This is a genomic window from Arthrobacter jiangjiafuii (assembly GCF_018622995.1).
Lineage (GTDB): Bacteria > Actinomycetota > Actinomycetes > Actinomycetales > Micrococcaceae > Arthrobacter_B > Arthrobacter_B jiangjiafuii.
Genome location: NZ_CP076022.1, coordinates 2,589,478 through 2,608,441 on the forward strand (window position 1 = coordinate 2,589,478; position 18,964 = coordinate 2,608,441).

15 protein-coding genes are annotated in these 18,964 nt (G+C 64.6%); 8 read left to right on the forward strand and 7 right to left on the reverse strand.

Annotated elements, in window-relative coordinates:
- Positions 1-4: 4 nt before the first annotated feature.
- From KKR91_RS12130 to KKR91_RS12150, 5 genes are all read right to left on the reverse strand, one after another.
- On the reverse strand, positions 5-889 hold the full coding sequence (locus tag KKR91_RS12130) for a metal ABC transporter permease (protein WP_210231329.1): 885 nt from the start codon (positions 887-889) through the stop codon (positions 5-7).
- The gene (locus tag KKR91_RS12135; protein ID WP_210231290.1) at positions 876-1,691 is read right to left on the reverse strand and encodes a metal ABC transporter ATP-binding protein; all 816 of its coding nucleotides are present in this window, start codon (positions 1,689-1,691) and stop codon (positions 876-878) included. Before KKR91_RS12135 ends, KKR91_RS12130 begins: the two co-directional genes overlap by 14 nt.
- Positions 1,688-2,674 carry a metal ABC transporter solute-binding protein, Zn/Mn family gene (locus KKR91_RS12140; protein WP_210231289.1) on the reverse strand — a complete coding sequence of 329 codons (987 nt, stop codon included), beginning with the start codon at positions 2,672-2,674 and terminating at the stop codon, positions 1,688-1,690. Before KKR91_RS12140 ends, KKR91_RS12135 begins: the two co-directional genes overlap by 4 nt.
- 115 nt (positions 2,675-2,789) lie before the next feature.
- Positions 2,790-3,863 carry a hemolysin family protein gene (locus tag KKR91_RS12145; RefSeq protein WP_237686064.1) on the reverse strand — a complete coding sequence of 358 codons (1,074 nt, stop codon included), beginning with the start codon at positions 3,861-3,863 and terminating at the stop codon, positions 2,790-2,792.
- On the reverse strand, positions 3,860-5,245 hold the full coding sequence (locus KKR91_RS12150; protein WP_210231288.1) for a hemolysin family protein: 1,386 nt from the start codon (positions 5,243-5,245) through the stop codon (positions 3,860-3,862). The genes KKR91_RS12145 and KKR91_RS12150 overlap by 4 nt, the downstream gene beginning before the upstream one ends.
- A 598-nt stretch (positions 5,246-5,843) precedes the next feature.
- Between KKR91_RS12150 and KKR91_RS12155 the strand changes: the two genes are divergently transcribed.
- From KKR91_RS12155 to KKR91_RS17215, 7 genes are all read left to right on the forward strand, one after another.
- A complete protein-coding gene (locus KKR91_RS12155; RefSeq protein WP_210231287.1) occupies positions 5,844-9,674 on the forward strand; it encodes a multifunctional oxoglutarate decarboxylase/oxoglutarate dehydrogenase thiamine pyrophosphate-binding subunit/dihydrolipoyllysine-residue succinyltransferase subunit in 3,831 nt (1,276 codons plus the stop codon).
- A 66-nt stretch (positions 9,675-9,740) separates the two neighbouring features.
- Positions 9,741-10,340, forward strand: a complete 600-nt coding sequence (locus KKR91_RS12160; RefSeq protein WP_210231286.1) for a GDSL-type esterase/lipase family protein — start codon at positions 9,741-9,743, stop codon at positions 10,338-10,340.
- Between the two features lie 264 nt (positions 10,341-10,604).
- Positions 10,605-12,350, forward strand: a complete 1,746-nt coding sequence (locus tag KKR91_RS12165) for an ABC transporter family substrate-binding protein (protein WP_210231285.1) — start codon at positions 10,605-10,607, stop codon at positions 12,348-12,350.
- A 111-nt stretch (positions 12,351-12,461) separates the two neighbouring features.
- A complete protein-coding gene (locus KKR91_RS12170) occupies positions 12,462-13,994 on the forward strand; it encodes an ABC transporter permease (protein WP_210231284.1) in 1,533 nt (510 codons plus the stop codon).
- Between the two features lie 12 nt (positions 13,995-14,006).
- Positions 14,007-15,044 carry an ABC transporter permease gene (locus KKR91_RS12175; protein WP_237686065.1) on the forward strand — a complete coding sequence of 346 codons (1,038 nt, stop codon included), beginning with the start codon at positions 14,007-14,009 and terminating at the stop codon, positions 15,042-15,044.
- Positions 15,041-16,828, forward strand: coding sequence for a dipeptide ABC transporter ATP-binding protein (locus KKR91_RS12180; protein ID WP_210231283.1), 1,788 nt, complete (start codon positions 15,041-15,043; stop codon positions 16,826-16,828). Before KKR91_RS12175 ends, KKR91_RS12180 begins: the two co-directional genes overlap by 4 nt.
- A gap of 116 nt (positions 16,829-16,944) precedes the next feature.
- On the forward strand, positions 16,945-17,019 hold the full coding sequence (locus tag KKR91_RS17215; RefSeq protein WP_369299106.1) for a 50S ribosomal protein bL37: 75 nt from the start codon (positions 16,945-16,947) through the stop codon (positions 17,017-17,019).
- Positions 17,020-17,114: 95 nt separating this feature from the next.
- Here the strand turns inward: KKR91_RS17215 and rsrA are convergent, their stop codons facing one another.
- On the reverse strand, positions 17,115-17,375 hold the full coding sequence (gene rsrA / locus KKR91_RS12185; protein ID WP_210231282.1) for a mycothiol system anti-sigma-R factor: 261 nt from the start codon (positions 17,373-17,375) through the stop codon (positions 17,115-17,117).
- Positions 17,372-18,055 (reverse strand): sigma-70 family RNA polymerase sigma factor, encoded by a 684-nt coding sequence (locus tag KKR91_RS12190; protein ID WP_210231281.1) that lies wholly within the window; start codon positions 18,053-18,055, stop codon positions 17,372-17,374. Before KKR91_RS12190 ends, rsrA begins: the two co-directional genes overlap by 4 nt.
- A 326-nt stretch (positions 18,056-18,381) precedes the next feature.
- On the opposite strand from KKR91_RS12190, the gene KKR91_RS12195 reads away from it, so the two are divergent.
- Complete coding sequence (locus KKR91_RS12195) at positions 18,382-18,963, forward strand: DoxX family protein (RefSeq protein ID WP_210231280.1); 582 nt, start codon at positions 18,382-18,384, stop codon at positions 18,961-18,963.
- Position 18,964: the final 1 nt, after the last annotated feature.

The following is an 18,964-nucleotide window of genomic DNA, read 5'->3' on the forward strand; positions in this document are numbered from 1 at the left end:
TGTTTTAGCGGGCCGGCTGCGCGGGCCTTTCAGCCGCCCGGCGCCGGACCCTGGTCCGCTGCCGCTTGACCAGCCGGCACACCAGATAGATCAGGAACGAGATGGTGGTGACGTAGGGGCTGATCGAGATCCGCCCGCCCAGGGCCAGCAGAATGCCGCCCACGGCCGACGTCACGGCAAACAGCACGCTCAGGGCCACCACGAGCCGGGGCGACGACGTCACCAGCAGTGCAGCCGCCGACGGCGTGATCAGCAGGGCCAACACCAGCAGGGCCCCCACCACCTGGATCGACAGGGCCACGGAGAGCCCCAGCAGGATCATGAACACGATGGAGAGCATGCGCACCGGTACGCCGCGGGCTTCGGCCAGCTCGGGGTCGGCGCTGGCGAAGGTCAGCGGCCGCCAGATCAGCACCAGTCCGGCGATGACAACGACGGCGGTTCCGGCCAGCAGGTTCAGCTGCACGGTGTCCACGGCAACGATCTGGCCGGTGAGCAGCCCGAACTTATTGGCGGACCGGCCTTCGTAGAGCCCCAGGAACAGGATTCCCAGGCCGAGGCCGAACGGCATGATCACTCCCGTGACCGAGTTCCGGTCCCGGGCCTTCAAACCCATGACGGCCAGCAGGAGGGCCGCGGCCACGGAGCCCGCGAGGGAACCGATGACCACGTTGGCGCCGATCAGCAGGGCGAACGCCGCGCCCGCGAAGGACAGCTCGGCGATGCCGTGCACCGCGAAGGCCAGGTCCCGCATCAGCACGAAGGTGCCGATCAGGCCGCCCACGAGGCCCAGAATCGCTGCTGCCCAAATGGAATTGGCCACTAGGGGCAACAGCTGCCCGTAGTCGCTGAAGTTGAAGACAGCGGAGAGCAAATCACGCAGGTCCAAGGTCGTCGCCGCCCTCTCCGTGTACATGGGTGGTGGCATCGGGGATGCCCAGGACAACAATGCGGCCGTGGCTGCGCAGTACTTCCACCCGGCTGCCGTACATTTCCGACAGCACGTCCGAGCGCAGCACCTCGTCCGGGGTCCCGGTGCGGAACGTTCCGCCGGCCAGGTACAGGACGCGGTCCACATACTCGATGACGGGGTTGATTTCGTGGGTCACGAAGACCACGGCCGAGCCCTGTTCATGGCAGCGCCGGTCGATCAGCGCGCTGATGGCCTGCTGGTGGTTCAAATCCAGGGACAGCAGCGGCTCGTCGCAGAGCAGCAGGTCAGGATCGGTGGCCAGGGCCTGCGCCGCGCGCAGCCGCTGCACCTCACCGCCCGAGAGCAGCCCCACCGGCTCGTTGGCGTACCGGGTGGCACCGACCTGTTCCAGCAGGTCATCAACCCGGGTCCGCACGGGGGCACGCTTGAGCCGCAGTCCCCACTTGTTGCCGTCAACACCCAGGCCCACCAGGTCCCGGGCCCGCAGCGGGGTTCCGGGGCCGAAGGCTTTTTGCTGCGGAATGTAGCCAATGTCGGCGCTGCCCCGCCGGGCCGGTTTTCCGTTGATCTCCACGGTTCCCCGGCTCAGCTGGGTCAACCCGAGCAGGACCTTCAGGAAACTGGTCTTGCCGGAGCCGTTCGGCCCGAGCACGGCGAGAAATTCCCCGGCGTTGATATCCAGGTCCAGGCCGTCCCACAGGGTGCGGCTGCCGAAGCTGAGTCCGGCTCCGCGCAGCCTTACTACCGGACCGGTCACCGCAGCACGTCGTCAATCGAGGCCACGTTGGAACCCATCCAGGACAGGTAGTCCTGGCCTTCGGGAAGGGTTTCGGCGAAGTCCAGGACCGGGACGCCGGCCTCCTCGGCGGTGGTGCGGACGGCTTCGGTCTGCGCGGTGGAAGTCTGCGTGTTGTAGGCCAGGAAGGCGATGGTCCCTGAGCGCAGCAGGTCCTGCATCTCGTTCAGCACGGCCGGGGGTACATCGGAGCCGGCTTCGACCGCTGAGGCGAAGGCCGCGGGGGTGGCGTTGTGCAGTCCGGCGGCCTCAAACAGGTATTCCGGCACCGGCTCGGTCGCTGCGACATCGCGGCCGCCGGCGGCTTCCTTGTCCTGTGCCAGTTCGGCGCTGAGCTCCTCGATGCCGCCGTTGAAGGCTGCGGCATTCTCCCGGTACGCCGGCGCGTTGTCCGGGTCCAGTGCCGCAAGCCGCTGCGCCGCAGCCTCGGCCAGCAGCCCCATCGCCTCGGGGCTGTACCAGACGTGTTCGTTGAAGGAACCGTGTGAGTGGCCGCCGTGGTCGTGGGAGCCGGATTCGTCGTCGTGGGTTTCCTCGCCGTGGGCTTCGGCATCGCCTTCGGTCTCCAGCCCGGAGATCTCCACCGCATTGAGGACATCGGCAGGATCGATCCCGGATTCCTGGACCAGCTGCTCCATGAAGACGTCGTAGCCGCCGCCGTTAAGCACCACCAGGTCGGCATCCGAGACGGCCAGCTTGTCCCGGGCCGTGGCCTCGTAGGAGTGCGGGTCCTGGCTGGGGCGGTCGATGACGGCCTGCACGCTGACGTTGTCTCCGCCCACGGTGGCCATGATGTTGCCGTACACGTTGGTGGAGGTGACGACGTCGATGGCCCCCTCCCCGGCGTCCGGTCCGGTTCCGGCGGGGTCGGCGCTGCAGCCGGCCAGGGAAAGGGCGCCGCCGGCCAGCAGCACACCGGCAAGACGGAAGGAGAATCGGCGCATAGGTTTTGGTGTCCCTGTTCCAGCATGGAGTTTAAACGACTGACGGGAGCTCCCGGGGGAACTCCCATCAGCATAACCTAAACGCGAATCATTCGCATCTACGTGTCGGGGGTTGCTACTCGGAGTAGCGCTCCCCGGACCGGCGGAACCCCTGGGCCTGGGTGGCGTCCCGGATCTCGCCCACCAGCTGTTCGATGATGTCCTCCAGGAAGAGCACTCCCCGGGTCTGGTTATCCGGCCCCAGCACGCGGGCCAGATGGGAACCGGTGCGTTGCATCGTGGCGAGGGCGTCTTCGATGCCGGTGTCCAGCCGCAGGTTGGCCAAAGTGCGTACCTTGTTTTCGGTCAGCGGCCGGTCATAGGCGTCTGCCCCGATGGCCACGATGTCCTTCAGGTGCATGTAGCCGGTCAGGTTCCCCAGGTCGTCGATCAGGACGAAACGGGAGAATCCGGTGCGGCCCACCGCTTTTTCAAACTCCGCCGGAGTGGTGTCGGTGCTCAGGGTGACCAGCTCGTCCAGCGGCACCATGACGGTGCCGGCCGACTGCCCGGAGAACTCCAGCGCCCCGGAAATCACTCCGGAGTCATCGGCAACGAGTCCGTGTTTAGTGGACTCCTCCACGATGGACTGCATTTCCTCCAGCGTGAACGCCGAGGCCACTTCGTCCTTCGGCGTGATCCCCATGGCCCGCAGCGCGTGGTTCGCCAGCCAGTTCAGGCTGAAGATCACCGGACGCACCACCTTCGAAATGAGCACCAGCGGCGGAGCCAGCAGCAGCGCCGCCCGGTCTGCCACGGATACCGAGATGTTCTTCGGAACCATCTCCCCGAACGTCACGTGCAGGAAGGTGACGATCAAGAGGGCAACCAGGAACCCGGCGCCGTCGGCGATTTCCACCGGCAGGCCCAGGGCCTCCAGCGGTGCCGCCAGCAGGTGGTGGATCGCCGGTTCTGCCACCGAGAGGATCAGCAGGGAACATACCGTGATCCCCAGCTGGGCACAGGCCAGCATCAGGGAGACGTGCTCCATGGCCCAGAGCGTGGTCTTGGCCCGCTTGGACCCGGCTTCGGCCAGCGGCTCGATCTGGCTGCGGCGTGCCGACATGACGGCAAATTCGCTGCCGACAAAGAAGGCATTGCCAATCAACAGCACCACGAGCCAGAAAATGCCCATCACGTCGCCGCTCATCGCTGCTCCCCCTTGGCAGCGCTGTCCGAGACTGTGGAGCGGTCCGAAACCGGCTGCCCCTCGTCCTGGGCCGCCGGATCGTCGTCGTCCGTGCGCGGAATGAAACTGACCCGGTCCACCCGGCGCCCGTCCATGCGTTCCACTTCCAGCAGGCCGCCCTGGGCCCTGACCCGGTCGCCGACCTCGGCAATGCGGCCCAGTTCAGCCATGATGTAGCCGCCCACCGTCTCATAGCCGGATTCATCCGGGATCTCCAGCTCCGGCACGAGTGCCGAAACTTCATCCGGGCGCATGATGCCCGGGAAATACCAGGCCCCGGCTGCGCTTTGCAGCACGCCGGGCTTGATCTTGTCGTGTTCGTCGGAGACCTCCCCCACGATCTCCTCCACCAGGTCTTCAAGCGTCGCGACGCCGGCGGTTCCGCCCCATTCATCGAGGACGACGGCGAGCTGCAGGTTCGCTCCGCGCAGCTCGGAGAGCAGGCTGTCCAGATGGACGGTTTCCGGCACGCGCAGGACCTCGCTCATGATCGCCCCTGCCGGAAGGTGTGCCCGCCGGTTGCGGGGCACTGCCACTGCCTTCTTGACGTGGACCACGCCCCGGATGTCGTCCGGCGAGTCGCCCAGGACGGGGAAACGGGAGAACCCGGTGCGCCGGGCAGCTTCGATGACATCGGCAACCGACTGCTCGGAGTCGATGGTTTCGAGGCGGATGCGCGGAGTCATCACGTCAGCTGCCGTGCGCTCCGCAAAGGAAAAGGTCCGCGAGAGGAAGTTCGCCGTGCCCTGGTCCAGGGTGCCCATCTCGGCGGAGCGGCGCACCATGGAGGACAGCTCTGCCGGAGTGCGTGCTCCGGAGACCTCTTCCTTGGCTTCCAGCCCGAAGAGGTGCAGCACCTTGTTGGAGAAGCCGTTCAGCAGCAGGATGGCCGGCTTGAACAGGACGGTAAAGGCCAGCTGCGGCCGGGCCAGGGCGCGGCCCATCCGGAACGGCAGGGAAATGGACATGTTCTTGGGGATCAGTTCACCCAGGAGCATGGAGAGGAAGGTGGCCAGGATCATCGCGGCCACCACGGAGACGGAGTCCACCGCGACCGGAGGCAGGCCCAGCCCGGCCAGCGGAGGCTGAAGCAGCCTGCCGACCGAGGGCTCCATGACAAAGCCGGTCAGCAGCGTCGTCAGGGTGATTCCCAGCTGGCAGCTCGACAGCTGGGTGGACAGGGACGTCAGGCAGCGCAGCAGTGGTTCGGCTGCTTTGTCTCCGTTTTCCACGGCCCGGCGGACGGTCGGCTGGTCAAGGGCGACCAGGGAGAATTCCACGGCCACAAAAAAGCCGGTACCGAGAATCAGCACCAGGCCGAAAGCGAGATAAAGCCATTCCATTTAGGCTCCCACCGCCGCGGTGGCGGGGGCTGCGAACCCGCGGCGGACCGTGGGGGGCGTTGTATGGGAACAGGCTGCCGGCAGTGGATTACGGCCGGGGACGGACGGAGGGTGATCGGCTGCAGCCGGTCTGGAAGGCTCCGATACGTCTACAGGGGTTCGGTGAGTCTGGGTACGGGCATGGCCGGCTCTGTGCGTGCGGTCCGCAGTTACTGCGGACGGGGACGCAGGCCGGCGCCTAGAGAAACTGTCCATTAGATTCTCCAGTTTACAGGTTTGGCTTTTCAGCGCCACAGCAGGATTCTCTGTCGCATTCGTCGATCAGCCGCCTGGACGGAGGCCCCGTCCACCCCCACTCCCCACCACGTCCCTGTCCGTGCCGGGCCCTGCCGTCGGAGCGCGACGGCGGGCGGGATTCAGGGCCTGACATGATGAAGTCAATCTGAATTGGCCAGTTGTCCGCGATTGTCACTAGACTGGCATGAAGTCTCGGTCACTGCGCACCGGCCGGGCCGCACCAGTGGTTTTTGAGGCTACAAGCCCTCAGACATGGTGCCAAACAGGGCAAAAGGCAACTCATGGAAGAGGCGTATTAACAGTGCCAGACCAATCCAACCACCGGCTGCCGGAAGAATTCGGCGGCAATGAGTGGCTTGTCGATGAACTTTACGAGCAGTATCTGAAGGACAAAAACTCGGTTGACAAGAAGTGGTGGAGCATCTTCGACTCCTTCAAGGAAGATGAGGCGCAGGTCTCCGGCGCCGCCGCTTCCAATGGGAACGGATCCGCTGCGAACGGGCAGAGTGCCACCCCCTCCACCCGCCAGCTGCCGGTGGTAACGGCTGAAGCAGCCAAGCCCAAGGCTTCGGGGGAATCCCCTGCCGCCACGCAGGAATCCGGCAAGCCCCCGGTGGCCAAGGAGAGCGCCTCGTCCAACTCGGCAGCCAAGGACTCCAAGCCTGCTGAGGCGAAGACCGACGCCGCGGAAAGCAAGACGCCGCCGATTCCCGCCCAGCTGCCCAAGACCCAGCCTTCCAGCGCCGCAGCTGAGGAAGACAAGGTCAACGTCCTGCGCGGTCCGGCCAAGGCCATCGCGACCAACATGGACCTCAGCCTGAGCGTTCCCACGGCCACCACGGTCCGCGCGGTTCCGGCCAAGCTGCTGATTGACAACCGGATTGTCATCAACAGCCACCTGGAACGCGCCCGCGGCGGAAAGGTGTCCTTCACCCACCTGCTCGGCTACGCGATCATCCGCGCTGCGGCCATGTTCCCGTCCCAGAACGTGTACTACGACGTCGTGGACGGCAAGCCCGTTGCCGTCCAGCCCGCGCACGTGAACTTCGGCCTGGCCATCGACATGCCCAAGCCCGACGGCAGCCGCCTGCTGGTGGTGCCGAACATCAAGAAGGCCGAGACGCTGAACTTCTCGGAGTTCTGGCACGCCTATGAAGAGCTCGTAAAGAAGGCCCGCAACGGCAAGCTCACCGCGGACGACTACAAGGGCACCACGATCTCGCTGACGAACCCGGGCGGCATCGGAACGGTCCACTCCGTCCCCCGGCTGTCCAAGGGCCAGGCCTGCATCATCGGCGCCGGCGCCCTTGACTACCCAGCGGAGTTCCAGGGGTCCAACGAGAAGATCCTGGCGCAGAACGCCATCTCCAAGATCATCACGCTCACCTCCACCTATGACCACCGTGTCATCCAGGGTGCCGGCAGCGGCGAGTTCCTGCGCATCATCCACCAGCTGCTCCTCGGCGAGCAGGGCTTCTACGACGAGATCTTCGAATCGCTGCGGATCCCCTACGAGCCGGTCCGCTGGAGCCCGGACATCCAGGTGAACCCGGATGAGCAGATCAACAAGGTTGCGCGCATCCAGCAGCTGATCCACTCCTACCGCGTCCGCGGCCACCTGATGGCCGACACCAACCCGCTGGAATACGTCCAGCGCCGCCATGCGGACCTGGACATCCTGAACCACGGCCTGACCCTGTGGGACCTGGACCGCGAATGGCCCACCGGTGGTTTCGGCGGCAAGCCGATGCTGAAGCTGCGCAAGATCCTCGGCGTGCTCCGCGATGCCTACTGCCGTACTGCCGGGATCGAGTACATGCACATCCAGGATCCGGCGGAGCGCGAATGGTTCCAGGACCGCCTGGAAACCAAGTACAGCAAGCCCACCCGTGAAGAGCAGCTGCGCATCCTGAGCAAGCTCAACGCAGCCGAGGCTTTCGAGACGTTCCTGCAGACAAAGTTCGTGGGCCAGAAGCGCTTCTCGCTCGAAGGCGGCGAGTCCCTGATTCCGCTGCTGGATACCGTTATTTCCGGTGCGGCCGACGACGGCATGGCCGAGGTCGGCATCGGCATGGCCCACCGCGGCCGCCTGAACGTCCTGACCAACATTGCCGGCAAGACCTACGCCCAGGTCTTCCGCGAATTCGAAGGCACCCAGGACCCGCGCAGCGTGCAGGGCTCCGGCGACGTGAAGTACCACCTCGGCACCGAAGGCACCTTCACCTCCGACAACGGCAACCAGACAAAGGTCTATCTGGCAGCCAACCCCTCGCACCTTGAAGCCGGGGATTCCGTCCTCGAAGGCATCGTGCGGGCCAAGCAGGACCGGCTGGACAAGGGCGATGAATTCCCCGTCCTGCCGATCCTCATCCACGGCGATGCCGCGTTCGCGGGCCAGGGCGTGGTCGCTGAAACCCTGAACCTGTCCCAGCTTCGGGGTTACCGCACCGGTGGAACCATCCACGTTGTGGTCAACAACCAGGTGGGCTTCACCACCTCCCCCACCTCCTCGCGCTCTTCGGTGTACTCCACCGACGTCGCCAAGATGGTCCAGGCGCCGATCTTCCATGTGAACGGCGACGATCCGGAGCAGGTAGTGCGCATTGCGCAGCTGGCCTACGACTACCGTCAGCGCTTCAACAAGGATGTCGTCATCGACATGGTTTGCTACCGCCGCCGCGGACACAACGAGGGCGATGACCCCTCGATGACGCAGCCGATGATGTACAGCCTGATCGAAGCCAAGCGCTCCGTGCGCAAGCTGTACACCGAATCCCTGATCGGGCGCGGTGACATCAGCCAGGAAGAGGCCGAACAGGCACTGCGCGACTACCAGGGCCGCCTGGAGCGGGTCTTTGCGGAGACGCACGCCGCCCAGACCTCACCCCTGCCGGTCATCACCAAGGACACCGAAGCGGTCTCCGACCTGGAACGCCCGTCGTCCCAGCAGGAGGGCACCACCATCGTGTCGCCGGCGTCCACGGCGATCTCCGCCGAGGTCCTGGCCCACATCGGCAAGGCACACATCGCCGTCCCCGAAGGCTTCACCGTTCACCCGAAGCTCAAGGCACTGCTGGAGAAGCGCGAGCAGATGTCGCGCGAAGGCGGCATTGACTGGGGCTTCGCCGAGATTGCGGCCTTCGGATCCCTCGTCATGGAAGGCGTCCCCGTACGCCTCGCCGGCCAGGACTCCCGCCGCGGCACGTTCACCCAGCGCCACGCCGTGTTCCACGACCGCGCCACCGGCGCCGAGTGGACCCCGCTGGCCGAGCTGGACCCGAACCAGGCCAAGCTGTGGATCTATGATTCCCTGCTGTCCGAATTCGCCGCCATGGGCTTCGAATACGGCTACTCCGTGGAGCGCCCCGATGCACTCGTGCTCTGGGAGGCCCAGTTCGGCGACTTCGTCAACGGCGCCCAGACCATCATTGACGAGTTCATTTCCTCCGCCGAGCAGAAGTGGGGCCAGCGGTCCTCGCTGGTGCTGATGCTGCCGCACGGTTACGAGGGACAGGGTCCGGACCACTCTTCGGCCCGGATCGAACGCTTCCTGCAGATGTGCGCCGAGGACAACATGATTGTTGCCAACCCCACCACGGGTGCCTCGCACTTCCACCTGCTGCGCCGCCAGGCCTACAGCCGTCCGCGGAAGCCGCTGATCGTCTTCACACCGAAGCAGCTGCTGCGCCTGAAGGCGGCAGCCACCTCGGTGGAGGACTTCACGCAGGGTTCGTTCCAGCCGGTCATCCCGGAACATGCCGAACTCGACGCAAACGCCGTCGAGCGGGTGCTCCTGGTGTCGGGCCGCCTGTACTACGATCTGCTGGCCAACCGCCAGAAGACCGGCGACGAAAAGACCGCGATCGTCCGCGTTGAGCAGCTCTACCCGCTGCCCGCCGCTGAAATCCGGGCCGCCGTCGCCACGTACCCGAATGCGGACGTCGTCTGGGCGCAGGATGAACCTGCCAACCAGGGCCCGTGGCCGTTTATCGGCCTGAACCTGCCGGCTGAACTGGACCGGCCGCTGCGCCTGGTCTCGCGGCCGGCGTCGGCATCCACCGCCACCGGTTCTGCCAAGCGGCACGCAGTAGAGCAGGACATTCTCGTCAAGAAGGCCTTCGAACGTCAGTAGGCTAAGTTTGGGGTGGGGCGCCAATGGTGCCCCACCCCGTTTTTTTGTGACCGGAGAAGGTGACTAGTGGAACAACGCAGAATCAGGCTTGCCGCCGTCGGGGACGAGCTGCTCGCCGGGCACGGCGATCCCCGCGCCCTGGGCTGGCTGGGCCGCGTGCTGGCCCGCACCACGCCCGAGAACGCCAGCGTCCAGGCCTACACGCTGGCCGCCCCCCAGGAGGGTACTGAAGCGCTGGCCAACCGCTGGCTGCAGGAGGCGGGACGCAGGTTTGACGACCACTGCGAGAACCGCCTCGTGATCGGCCTGTCCGACCGCGACCTGGACCTGGACCTGTCCACGGCCCGCAGCCGGCTGAACCTGGCCAACATCCTGGACGGCGCCGCGCAGATGAGCATCAAGGTGTTTGTCGTCGGGCCGCCCCCCGGACTCGACGCTGAACGAAATCGTCGGCTCTCGGACCTTTCGGCGGCCTTTGGCGACGTGACGACCCGGCGCAAGCATGTTTACGTCGATACCCTCACCCCGTTGCTCAATCACGAGCAGTGGCGCACCGATCTGGCCTCCAACGGCGGGACTCCGGGACAGGCCGGCTATGGGCTGATGGCCTGGCTGGTCCTGCACCGCGGCTGGTACCGCTGGCTGGACCTGCCGGACATGAACTAACCGAACCAACCCTTTTTTCGCTGTGCCTCAACAAGGCACCCTGGCATCAGGCCCCGGCTTTTCGCCGGGCCTGATGCCGTTAACCCGGGGATCTATTCCCCATCCCAGGAGTAAACGAGGTAACGATCAGTTAACATCCGCTAACAGTTTTCACACCTGAAACATTTAGTGGCTAGTCTTCTGGACATGTGGCGGTCATCACGGCCGCCTTGGGGGAGCCGCCAGCGGTGGTTCCTGACTACTCATCACCAGTTAGGACTACGAATGCGTACGAAGCGCACGGCAACTTTTGCCGCACTTTCCGTGGGGGCCCTCTTCTTGGGCGCCTGTGGCTCAGCCGGCGGCGGAGAAACCGCCGAAACCGAGGAAGCCAACCTCGCCTCGTCTATTTCCGTAGCCATCAGCCAGGCTCCGGACTTCTACAACGGCGGTACCTCCAAGTCCAACAGCGTGTACAACACCTATGTGGACAACCTGGTACACAGCAACTTCGTGGAGTACAGCCCCGAAGGCGTGATCCACAACGAGGAGTTCGGTACCTTCGAGAAGGTCAGTGACGAGCCCCTGACCGTCAAGTACACCATCAGCGAAGACGCACAGTGGTCCGATGGAACCCCCATCGACTTCGACGACATCCTGCTGAACTGGGCCGCCTTCTCCGGCAAGGTCCTCGAAGGCGAAGCGGAAATCTTCGAGCCCTCCTCCAACAACGGCTATGAGTACCTGGCCATGCCCGAGGGCAAGGCAGGCGACAAGGAGTTCACGTACGTCTTCGAAACTCCCTACGCCGACTGGGAAAACCTCATGATCGGTTCCCTCATGCCGGCCCACATCGCCGCAGAGCAGGGCGGAATGAGCGTCGAGAACAACGGCGAAGCACTTGTTGCCGCGATCCAGGACAGCGCCATCGCGGATCTGAAGCCCGTCGCGGAGTTCTGGAACACCGGCTGGGGCTACGCCGAAGGCCTTCCCTCGCTGCCCGACGCTGCGCTGATCCCCTCCTCCGGCCCGTACAAGCTGGACAACGCCGCAGGCGGAAACCTGACGCTGACCAAGAACGAGAACTACTGGGGCGAAAAGCGCCAGGGCGCCACCGACAGCATCGTCTTCAAGACCATTGAAGACACCGAGGCAGTCCAGGCCCTGCAGAACGGTGATGTCGACATCATTGAGCCGTCCGGCCCCACCGGAGACACCAAGGACCAGATCACCGCGATCGGCGAGAGCGTCACGATGCTCACCGGTTCCGGCATGACCTTCTCCCACATTGACCTTGACCAGTCCGAGAACGGCGTGTTCAAGGACCTGAAGGTCCGCCAGGCCTTCTCCAAGTGTGTTCCCCGCCAGGACATCGTGGACAAGTTCGTCAAGCCGGTCGATCCCGAAGCCACCGTGGTCAACCTCCGCGAATACCAGCCCTCACAGCCTGAATACGATGAGGTCCTCGAAGGTGCTCCGGCTGCCAGCGAATACGACGAGGTTGACGTCGAAGGAGCCAAGGCTCTCCTGGCCGAGGCCGGCAAGACGGCTCCCGTGGACGTCCGTGTGCTCTTCTCCGCTGCCAGCCAGCAGCGTGCCGATATCACTGCCCTGATCAAGGACTCCTGCGACCAGGCCGGCTTCAACATCATCGCTTCTCCGGATGCCGAATGGACCAAGAAGCTCGATGAGCTCGGATCCTGGGACGCTGCGCTCTTCGGTTGGGCCGGATCCGGCCTGGTCGCGAGCGGCCAGTCGATCTACGACTCCGAGGGTGTCCAGAACTACGGCAAGTACAAGAGCGAAAAGGTCGACGAACTGTGGGACGAGATCGCTGCAACCACTGACGCCGACAAGGTGCTGGAACTGAAGATCCAGCTGGAAGAAGAACTCGCCAAGGACGTCTACAACGTCCTCCTCTTCGCCAACTCGGACATCATTGCCCACAACTCCTCCATGGAGAACGTGGAATACAACCCGGCCCAGAACGGCGTCACGTGGAACGCCTACAAGTGGACCAAGCAGGCCTAACCAAGGCATCACGCCATAACGGTTAAAAAGCGGGATGGGCAGACCACAGGTCTGCCCATCCCTGACTTTTGCCCGCTCACGGCTTTCGTACCATCCCCCTAGGAGCCTTCGGTGTTCTACTTCATCCTTAAAAGAGCGGTGACCTCGTTCTTCATTCTTCTCACCGCCACCGTGCTGATGTTCATTCTTGCCGTCAACTCGGGTGATCCCCTCGCTGACCTCATTGAACTGCAGAGCGCCGAGCGCGAATCGCGCATTGCCCAGCGCACGGCCGCCCTTCATCTGGACCAGCCGGTCGCCGCCCGTTACCTGCTCTGGCTACAGGAAGTGGGCCGCTGCATCATTCCCGGCGGCGCGGAGTGCACCCTTGGCCTGAACCGTGCCGGCAGCCCAGTCATCGAACAGCTGCAGACAGCCATCGGTTCCACTTTCCGGCTCGTTGTTGTCGCCACGCTGATCGCCCTCGTCCTGGGTGTCGGCGTCGGCCTGGTCACCGCGCTGCGCCAGTACAGCGTTTTCGACTACTCCATCACCTTTGTATCCTTCCTGCTGTTCTCCATGCCGCTGTTCTGGCTGTCCACCCTGCTCAAGCAGTACCTGGCCATCGACCTCAACACGTGGCTGGCCGATCCGCAGATGTCCTATCTGGGTATAGCCGCCATAGGGCTGATTGCCGGCGTGGTCGGAGCCGTCGCCCTGGGCGGCGACCGGCGCCGCCGCCTGAAGGTCTTCGGCATCGTCGCCGTCGGCACCTCCGTCACGTTCTATCTGCTGCTCGTGACCAACTGGTTCAAGACACCCGGCCTGGGACCGGTCGGCCTCCTCGTCACAGCCTTTGGCCTGGCACTGGGGCTGACGGCCCTGCTTGCCGGTTTCCGGCGCCGCCGCATCCTCTATGCAGCCCTTGCCACCGCTGCCACGGGCTTCATCGGCTACCTCGTCACGCAGCCGCTCATGCAGGATCCGAACTGGGGCATCATCGCCGCCCTGGCCGCGATCACAGCGGGCGTCTCACTGGCCATCGGGCATTTCGTCGGCGGCCCCTACTCCAAACAGGCGCGAAACCTCACTGTGGTCATCGGGCTGGCCATCGGCTTCTTTGTCTTCATCGACGCCCTGCTCGCCGCGTACCCGTCTCTGGCCCGCAAAAACGGCGGCCGGCCCATCCCCACCACCGGGTCCTCCACCCCGAACCTGCAGGGCACGTTCTGGGAAATCAATCTGGACTATGTCCTGTATCTGGTGCTGCCGACTATCGCGATCATGCTGATCTCTTTCGCGACATACACCCGCTATACCCGCGCTTCCATGCTCGACGTCATGAACCAGGACTACGTGCGCACGGCACGGGCCAAAGGCCTGAGCGAGCGGACCGTCGTCGTCAAGCATGCCTTCCGAAACGCCATGATTCCCATTACCACCCTGATGGCGTTCGACTTCGCCGGAGTCCTGGGCGGAGCAGTGATCACTGAGGCGGTGTTTGGCTGGAGCGGCATGGGCAGGATGTTCACCGACGGGCTCCACAACGTCGACCCGAACGTGATTATGGCCTTCTTCCTGGTGACCGGTGTGGCCGCCGTAACCTTCAACATGCTGGCCGATATCGCGTACGCGTTCCTCGACCCGCGCATTAGCCTGAACTGATAGGCGGACATCATGACTGAGAAAATACCGTCCGGATCGTCCGGCAGCAGCCCCGAGCTGACAAGCATGACCCTGGAGAGCCAGCCGACGGACATCGCCGACTCTCCCGCCACCACCGCGTTAACCGCGGATCCGCAGATCACCGCGGCCAAGAGCCAGGGAACACTGGTCCGGGAGCGTTTCTTCCGGCACAAGGGTGCCATTGCCGGCCTGGCAGGGCTGGTTTTCATCGTTCTGCTCGCGTTCACCTCGATCGGAATCTCCGTCGGTCCGCTGCGCATCCCCGGTTGGTGGCCGCACACCTTCTCATCGGTGATGCCGATGGAAGACGGCGGAGCCCCCACCCTTTCCTGGACCGGGCTGGGGAACCATCCCTTCGGCCAGGACAGCCTGGGCCGCGACTACTTTGCCATGACCATGCGCGGTGCCCAGATCTCACTGATCATCGCGTTCATCGTGGGCATCGTCGGAACCATCGTGGGAACCGTCGTCGGCGCCCTTGCCGGCTACTTCCGCGGCTTCATTGAGGCCGTACTCATGCGCTTCACGGACGTCATCATCACCATCCCGCTGCTGGTGGTCGCGGCCGTCCTGGCCAGCATCGTTTCCAGTGCCGGCATTGTGGTCTTCGCCGTGTTCCTGGGCCTGCTGACGTGGACCAACCTTGCCCGCATTGTCCGCGGTGAATTCCTCTCGCTCCGTGAGAAGGAATTCGTCGAGGCTGCCAAGTCAGTGGGCGCCAGCTCGGCCCGCATTATTTTCAAGCACATCCTGCCCAACACCGTTGGGGTCATCATTGTGTCTGCAACGCTGGCGATTTCCGGTGCCATCCTGCTGGAAACCGCACTGAGCTTCCTCGGGTTGGGCGTCCAGGCCCCGGATACCTCCCTGGGCAAGCTGATCAACGAGAACCGGGCGGCCATGACCACACGCCCTTGGCTCTTCTTCTGGCCCGGCATCTTCATTGTGGCTATCGCCCTCACCGTGAACTTCATCGGTGACGGACTCAGGGATGCGTTTGATCCCCGACAGACAAGGAATAAGCGATGACTACGGCACCCCTGTACAGCGACAAGATTTCACCGGCAGCCGGCGCCCCGATCCTGGAAGTCACCGGCCTGGGAGTCGACTTCATGGTCGACAACGCCTGGGTGATGGCCGCCGAGGATGTGTCCTTCACCATCCGGCCCGGAGAAATCCTGGCCATCGTCGGGGAATCCGGTTCCGGAAAGAGCATGTCCTCCATGGCCCTGCTCGGGCTGCTGCCCGGCAATGGCCGTTCCTCAGGCAGCGCGAAGCTCCAGGGCAAGGAGCTGATCGGCGCTCCGCAGTCGGCCCTGCGGAAAATCCGCGGCAATGACATAGCCATGATTTTCCAAGAGCCGATGACTGCCCTCAACCCGGTGCTGACCATCGGCGAGCAGATCAAGGAAGTGATCGAGCAGCACTCCGATGCTTCCCCGGCCCAGGCCAAGGAGCGGGCCATCGAGCTGCTGCGCATGGTGGAGATTCCCGAGCCGGAACGGCGCTACGGTTCCTACCCGCACCAGTTCTCGGGCGGTCAGCGGCAACGGGCCATGATCGCGATCGCAATTGCCAACGACCCCATCCTGCTGGTGGCCGACGAGCCCACCACCGCCCTGGACGTGACCGTCCAGGCGGAGGTGCTTGAACTCCTGCGCAGCCTGAACCGCCGGCTGAACAGCGCCATCATGCTCATTACCCATGACATGGGCGTTGTGGCAGACCTTGCGGACAAGGTAGTGGTCATGGAGAAGGGCCGGATCGTTGAGGCGGCACCGGTGGCCGAGCTCTTCGGAAATCCGCGTGAGGAATACACCCGGCAGCTGCTGGCGGCGGTCCCCCATCTGGGGTCCAAGGTGGGCGGGGTCCTCTCCGCCGTGGAAGTGGAAGACGACGGGACCCTCCAGATCACTGACGCGCCGCGCGCGGTTCTGCGGGAGTCCGCAGACCTCGCCACCGTCGACGCCGGAGTGGTTCCGGCGCTGCAGCTGAGCGGCGTCTCGATCGAGTACCCGGGCCGCTTCCGGCAGCCTGGCTTCAAGGCGGTGTCGGATGTTTCCTTCGTCATCAACCCCGGCGAAGTGATGGGCCTGGTGGGCGAATCGGGCTCCGGCAAGTCGACCATTGCCCGCGCCGTGACCGGCCTGCTTCCGGTCAGCGCCGGAAGCGTCAACATCAACGGCACCGACATCGCCGGACTCACGCCCAAGCAGATGCTGCCGCTGCGGCGGAAGTTCGCCATCGTGTTCCAGGATCCCGCAGCCTCGCTGAATCCGCGCATGTCGATCGGCGAGTCGATCGGCGAGCCGTTGTTCCTGCACGAGAAGCTCTCCCGGAAGGACCTGGACCGCAGGGTGGAGCTGCTGCTGGAGGATGTCCAGCTGCCCACCAGCTTCCGCAACCGGTATCCGCATGAGCTTTCCGGCGGACAGCGGCAGCGAGTGGGGATCGCCCGCGCCCTGTCGCTGCGCCCGTCGCTGCTGGTGGCGGACGAGCCGACGTCGGCGTTGGATGTCTCGGTCCAGGCCCGGGTCCTGGGCCTGCTCCAGGACCTGCAGCAGCAGTATGGGTTCGCCTGCCTGTTCGTCAGCCATGACCTGGCCGTCGTGGAGATCCTGGCAAACCACATTGCCGTCCTGAACAAGGGCCGCATGGTGGAGCAGGGGTCCACCGAGCAGGTGCTGCGGTATCCCCAGGATCCGTACACCCGCCGCCTGCTCGCGGCCGCGCCGGTGCCCGACCCGGCTGAACAGGCACTGCGCCGCGAACAGCGCAACGCCCTCATGGCGGCCGGCAGCACGACGGAGTAATCCCCCAGTAATCCCCCGTCTCCCGCGCCACCAGGTGGCCCGCCCTGTTTAGGTGCTGGGCCACACGGTGTGGGAGACTGGAGGGCAGAACTTTCAGCAAAACGAAGGAGGCAGCTATGAGCAAGCGTGCACGCAAGCGTCGTGACCGTAAGCGCGGCGGCGCCAATCACGGTAAGCGTCCCAACACGTAAGTCTTGGACTCCCCGTGTGGCCCATCGCCACTAAAGGAAGAACCCCCGGAGCCTCACGGCCACCGGGGGTTCTTTTTTGTGCAAGCGCCTCGCAGCTAATGGTCTGCCGTCTGGATCTGGCTGATTCGGGCGAGGATGCTGGCCTTGAGGGTCTCCGGGGCAGCCTCCGTGCAGGAGCGCTTCACCACCGACCGGATGACACACTCGAGGTCGTGTTCCTCGGCGCATTCGGGACACCCGTCCAGATGTTCCTTGATCTCCACGATGTCATCGTGGGAAAGGGCACCGTCGAGGTACTCGTAGAGCCGTTCGATGCGGGCGTCCTCGCAATCGCCCAGGCTTTGGCAATCGCTCATAGCGTGTTCCCCTGTTTCTTGTTCTGGCTTGCCCCGGCAGCAGCAGGTGCAGCCTTGCCGCGGATTCCGCGTTCGTGTGCATATTCCGCCAGCAGTTCACGGAGCATTTTGCGGCCCCGGTGCAGGCGGGACATTACGGTGCCGATGGGCGTGTTCATGATTTCGGAAATCTCTTTGTATGCAAATCCCTCCACATCGGAGAAATACACGGCCAGCCGGAATTCCTCCGGAATGGCCTGGAGCGCGTCCTTGACATCGGAATCGGGAAGGTGGTCCAGGGCCACAGCTTCGGCGGACCGCAAGCCGGTGGAGCTGTGCTCCGCGGCCCGGGCCAACTGCCAGTCCTCCACGCCGTCCGAGTTTGCCTGCAGCGGCTCGCGTTGGCGCTTGCGGTACAGGTTGATGTAGGTGTTCGTCAGGATCCGGTACAGCCACGCCTTCAGGTTCGTTCCCGGACGGTACTGGTGGAACGCGGAGAACGCCTTGGTATAGGCCTCCTGGACCAGGTCCTCGGCATCGGAGGGGTTGCGGGCCATGCGCATTGCTGCGGAATACAGTTGGTCCACATACTGCATTGCGTCGCGCTCAAAGCGCAGCTTACGGGCCGCTTCCGATTCGGAAGCGACATCCAACTCGGAGTCTTCCACCTGGGGGCTGCCTTCCGGCACATCAGTTCTCATTACCTCCCAGTCTACGGTGCGGGGACCTGCCCCCACTCGTAGCTGGATCGGGGAACCTGCTGCCGCCGGGCCGGCGGCCGTTGCCAAGGCACCTGGCACGTTCACTCTCCTTACCCTGCATTCAAAGGACGCCTCGGCGCCGAAGTTGCGCTTCCCTTATCCGGGACAAACGCCTTATACCCCCACAACGCCTCTCCCGTAGTGCTTATTCCGCTCCGGGCCCGCGGCCCGCCCTGATGCATAAGGTGTGCCTGCTCCGTAAAAGTGCAAAACTAGGAGTATTCTGCCCGGTTATTCCGAGACCGGACAGCCACCAGGAGGTCAATATGTCGATTGTCCGTTTGCTCGCCCGTCCCCTGCTTGCCACCGGCTTCATTGCCGCCGGAGCCGACCGGCTCCGGGATGCCGACAACACCGCCGAGCAGCTGCGCCCCACGCTGAAGCGGGTGGGCGACATGGTGCCCTCCGCCGCGGCCGTCACCGGAAACCCCCAGCTCGTCGCCAAAGTCCTGGGTGCAACCCAGGTGGGCGCCGGCGCACTGCTGGCCCTGGGCAAGCTGCCCCGGCTGTCCGGGCTGCTGCTGACCGGCACTGCCGTCTTGAACGCGGTCGTGGAATACAAGAATGCGGAGATCGACACCCCCGATGAGCGCAAGGCGCGCCGCGCGGGCCTGCTGAAGAACCTCTCCCTCATTGGCGCCGTCCTGCTGGTAGCCGTTGACACCAACGGACGTCCGGGCCTGGCCTGGCGCGCCGGCCACCTGGCCGACGACACCCGCCGCAGCGTTGCCTCCTTGGGCAAGGATGCCGGCCGCAAGTCACGTTCCGTAAAGAAGGACGCGGCCAGGCAGCTGAAGAAGGCCAACAAGACCGTACGTTCCACCGCATCCGGCATCGTGGGTTCCTAGC